At 37.3% G+C, this 3,935-nt stretch carries 3 protein-coding genes and 3 pseudogenes; 3 read left to right on the top strand and 3 right to left on the bottom strand.

Annotated elements, in window-relative coordinates; translation table 11 throughout:
- Positions 1-299: 299 nt before the first annotated feature.
- Positions 300-561: pseudogene (locus tag H6F92_RS00630) on the bottom strand (calcium-binding protein); the annotation flags it as partial.
- 391 nt (positions 562-952) lie between these two features.
- Between H6F92_RS00630 and H6F92_RS00625 the strand changes: the two are divergent.
- Together H6F92_RS00625 and H6F92_RS00620 are read left to right on the top strand one after the other, a co-directional pair.
- Entirely contained in the window at positions 953-1,198 is a 246-nt protein-coding gene (locus tag H6F92_RS00625) for a hypothetical protein (protein WP_002747004.1), read from the top strand.
- The gene (locus H6F92_RS00620; protein WP_190356427.1) at positions 1,195-1,599 is read left to right on the top strand and encodes a type II toxin-antitoxin system VapC family toxin; all 405 of its coding nucleotides are present in this window, start codon (positions 1,195-1,197) and stop codon (positions 1,597-1,599) included. The genes H6F92_RS00625 and H6F92_RS00620 overlap by 4 nt, the downstream gene beginning before the upstream one ends.
- An 85-nt stretch (positions 1,600-1,684) precedes the next feature.
- On the opposite strand, the gene H6F92_RS00615 is transcribed toward H6F92_RS00620, so the two are convergent.
- Positions 1,685-3,109, bottom strand: coding sequence for a carotenoid oxygenase family protein (locus H6F92_RS00615; protein ID WP_190356426.1), 1,425 nt, complete (start codon positions 3,107-3,109; stop codon positions 1,685-1,687).
- A 116-nt stretch (positions 3,110-3,225) separates the two neighbouring features.
- A pseudogene (locus H6F92_RS00610) lies at positions 3,226-3,705 on the bottom strand (Uma2 family endonuclease); the annotation flags it as partial.
- A gap of 84 nt (positions 3,706-3,789) precedes the next feature.
- Between H6F92_RS00610 and H6F92_RS00605 the strand changes: the two are divergent.
- Positions 3,790-3,935: pseudogene (locus H6F92_RS00605) on the top strand (IS701 family transposase); the annotation flags it as partial.

The following is a 3,935-nucleotide window of genomic DNA, read 5'->3' as shown; positions in this document are numbered from 1 at the left end:
AGACTTAATAGAAGGGATTGAATTGGCTATGTTAGAAGTTACTCAAAAAGATATTCGCAATTGGTTTACTCACTGTTGCTACTGTACCTCATAAGTCAGAGAATTGCTATAAATCTGTTTTCCCATCACCATTAAAATCACCTGTCTCGTATCTATAGTTATTAACCCCTACTCCATATCCCCCACCAGGAGTAAAACTCTTAATGCTAAAAGTTCCATCAGTATTTGATTGTGCTATCTCACTGACATTTGCATCAACATAATTATCTGAAGCTTGAGCAGTATCTAAATTTAATGCATCAGCGCTTGAGAGATATAAATCCTATTGGTACTGCTGGAATATGCGCCGAAAATCCCTGAATTGCCAAGGTTTTGAACTGTAATAGGGGGCAGTTGACTAAAATCTCGACTTTGCCACTGCTGTCGTAATTGCGTCGCTTTAACCACATCATAACCTGTGCCAAAAGCAGTTTCTAAATTTGCCCAAAAACCATCAGATTGAGCGAAATCGAACAAAATATCGTAAACAGCAGGAAGAATCGGCAACAGGGTGGAATTCATGACATTGAACGCAAAAGATGACTGGGGCTGTTTTATGCAAACAATACCGAATTTGTCAAGACTCCTGTAACAAAAATTAATATTTATACAAGAAAACGGGTTTCTCAAAGAGTTTCTCAGAGAAACCAGTTTTCTCAAGAAGAAACCCGGTTTCTCAAAGAAACCCGGTTTCTAAATAGGTTCTCAAAGAAACCCGGTTTCTAAATACCAAAGAAACCCGTTTTCTAGATAGTTTCTCGAAGAAACCCGTTTTCTCATTGGGAAGATGCGATCGCTAACGTCAAAGCGAGGCAGTTATTTGCTTAATTTTAGAGGTTTGTTGGCAAATTAGCATTTTTTGTGATAGATTGTAACCATAGTAGCTTTTTATACTTAATTGTCAGTAATAATCATGAATGCTACAGCAATACGTCAACAAATAATTGAATCATTAGCTAATCTTTCTGGCGAACAATTATTGCAAATTAGAGAGTTAATCGAGCAAAATTTTTTACCTCAAATTAAACCTAAATCAGAAGAAGAAAGACAACAGTTAATTAAATCATTACAAGGTAAATATGCTCACGCACCCACCAGTAGTGAAGATTTTGCCCAACAAAAACAAGCAGAAATTGATTGGGAGGAGCGTAATAGATGAATATCATTTTAGATGCTTGTGCTGTAATTGCTTTTTTTCGTAATGAAACAGGAGCGGATGTTGTCAGAGAAACCATCACTAATCAAAATAATAACAAAATCATTCATCTGGTTAATCTTTGCGAAGTTTACTATAATTTTTATCGCGACATAGGAGAATCAGAGACGGAAAAACTAATTCAAGAATTAAGTGATATTAACATAAAAACTCGCTTTGATTTAAGTAGCAAGTTTTGGCGACAAGTAAGCAAATATAAAGCACTAATTAAGCGCATTTCTTTAGCTGATTGTTTTGCTTTAACTTTAGCCAATCAAGAAAAAGGAGTTTTAGTTACTTCTGACAGAAAAGAATTTGAACCGATCATTCCTCTTAATATTTGTCAGATTAATTTTATTCGTTAATAAGTCCAGAAAACGGGTTTCTCGAAAAAACCCAAGAAAACGGGTTTCTTTGAGAAACCCGTTTTCTAATTAAGAAACCCGTTTTCTAAATATTGCCTTTTTCTGATTTTTCTTGCCAAGTACCGTGAAACCCGGGAGGGATAACACTGGGTAATTGCAGACAGCAAAGGGGTTCTTTTTCTAACTGCTGACTGTCATAGATTCTCCCTTGGCTGCTGTGATTATTGCCGTCGTAAACCACGACGATTAACCATCCTGTCTCTGGAGATAAACCATCGCAGACAAAAATCGGTTCACTTCCATAACAGTTATTTTCCAGATAAGCAATAGTTAACTTACCCGTGGAGTGATTATAACAAGCGGGAAGTCCGATAATTTCCCTACAAATATCGCTATCGGGACGATGGACAGCTAAAAAAGTATTTTGCCATTTTTGTCCCACCAGTTGCGGAGAAACCACCGGAAAATCACAGCTTAAATCTGAGAGAATTTCCTGATTAATCACCTTGGCTGATAGGGGATTAATAGTGATACTTGCTAATTTTCCGATGGCTAAGGTTTCGGTTTCACCCGTGGCAACTTCTTTTAAAAATTGATTAGTTTTAAAGTCATCATAACGGACAAAAACAATTTCAAGATTGCCTTGGTCATTCACACAACCATTAGCAAAGTGCCATTGAAACCATGAATCGGTAACACTTTCACTGACTAATTGCAGAGAATCTCGATCAAAAATTAGTATTCTTGTTCCTAATTCTGGCTGCCACTGCATAGCATCACTAAAAGTTTTAAATCCCAACAGTATCGATAATTTATCCGCTTTTATCGGTGGAACGAAAAAGACGAGATACTGTCCTGCTAAAACAAAGTCATGCAGCAGAGACAATCTATCTAACTCAAAAGTATTTTTCTGGATAATTTCACCAGTGGAGTCAGACTTATAGAGATTTAAACTAACTTTAGCACCGATTGTCACCCCGAAATTAAAAATCTCTCCTCTGGACAAATCTAGCTTAGGATGAGCGGAAAAAGTTTCCTTTGCTTGTAAGCTAGATAAATTATCTAAACCTAGGGTTTCTAAAGATTGTAAATCTAATTTATGGGGAAAACCTCCTTCCCAGAGAGCTAATAATTTATCCGGTAAAGCTAACACTGAGGTGTTAGCGGCATTTTTTACCTCTTTTCCCCAATTATTCCAAAAAAAGCCGGGGGCATTCATGCCATAATTAGGAAATAAATATTGATTAGCGGCGCTTTCTTGCTGATAACCAGCAGTCTGAACATAACGATAAGTGGCACTGGCTCCATTATCATGAAAATGTACAGCTAAAACTGCCCCATCTCCGTCAAACCAATGACCAACTTTTTGCTTACCCCTTTCTAATCTCCCCGGACCATTGCGATAGAGACTCCCCCGCAATCCATCGGGAATTTTCCCCGATAATAGGGTTAATTGGGTTTCAGAAAATTCCACTGCTGGTTTTTCTAAAGATTTTGCCCAAGCTTTCATAGATTTGCTTTTTTAGTGATTACATAGTTCAGTATAGCCCTAGACTAGGTTCAATGACAATAATTTCGGCAGTTTACCAGTTAATTAGTATTCGTCACAACCGATAAATTATATCATTATAAAGTATCGGGATCAATTCCCAGAGAACGGATATATTCAGCTAAACGTTCAGCTTTAAGACGCTCTTGTTCTAATTGTAAACTTGCTTGTTCAGCTTTAAGACGCTCTTGTTCTAACCTTTGAGATAACTCAAGAGAACTTAAAAATTTCTGACCATCTAAACTATAAATTTCTAACCCATCTTCTCTCAAATCAAATCGGATATTTAACCGAGGACTAACCCATCCCTTAATCTCAGGTATAGAACTTAATAGTCCTTCCTGTCCCAACCATCCTTGAAAATTATGAGAATCGGGATCATAAAGATAGTATTCTTCCACTCCATAACGTTGATAAAACAGTAGTTTTCGCTCCATTTCTTCTAAGCTGTTAGAAGGGGAGAGAATTTCAAAGACCACTTGAGGAGCGATATTATCTTCTTGCCATTGTTTATAGGAACCCCTTCTTCCTTTCGGACGACCAAATACTACCATAAGTAGCTAGTGGGACTTAAACGCTAAATAAAGATCAAATCGAGTATAATCGTTAAAGAATAAGCACTTTACGTTGAAAGAGCAGCGATGAAAGAGACAACCCCAGCTGCGATGCCTCCCTGCTTTGACCGATGGTGTCGGCGGTTTGACAATTGCTTCAAAAACGAAGCGCAAAAAAACGGCTTCAGACAATATTTAGGAGGATTATTAGGGGAAAGTGAGAGGAAAAACCT

The organism is Microcystis wesenbergii FACHB-1317, from assembly GCF_014696875.1.
Classification (GTDB): domain Bacteria; phylum Cyanobacteriota; class Cyanobacteriia; order Cyanobacteriales; family Microcystaceae; genus Microcystis; species Microcystis wesenbergii_A.
This window is presented reverse-complemented; position numbering and strand designations above follow the sequence as displayed.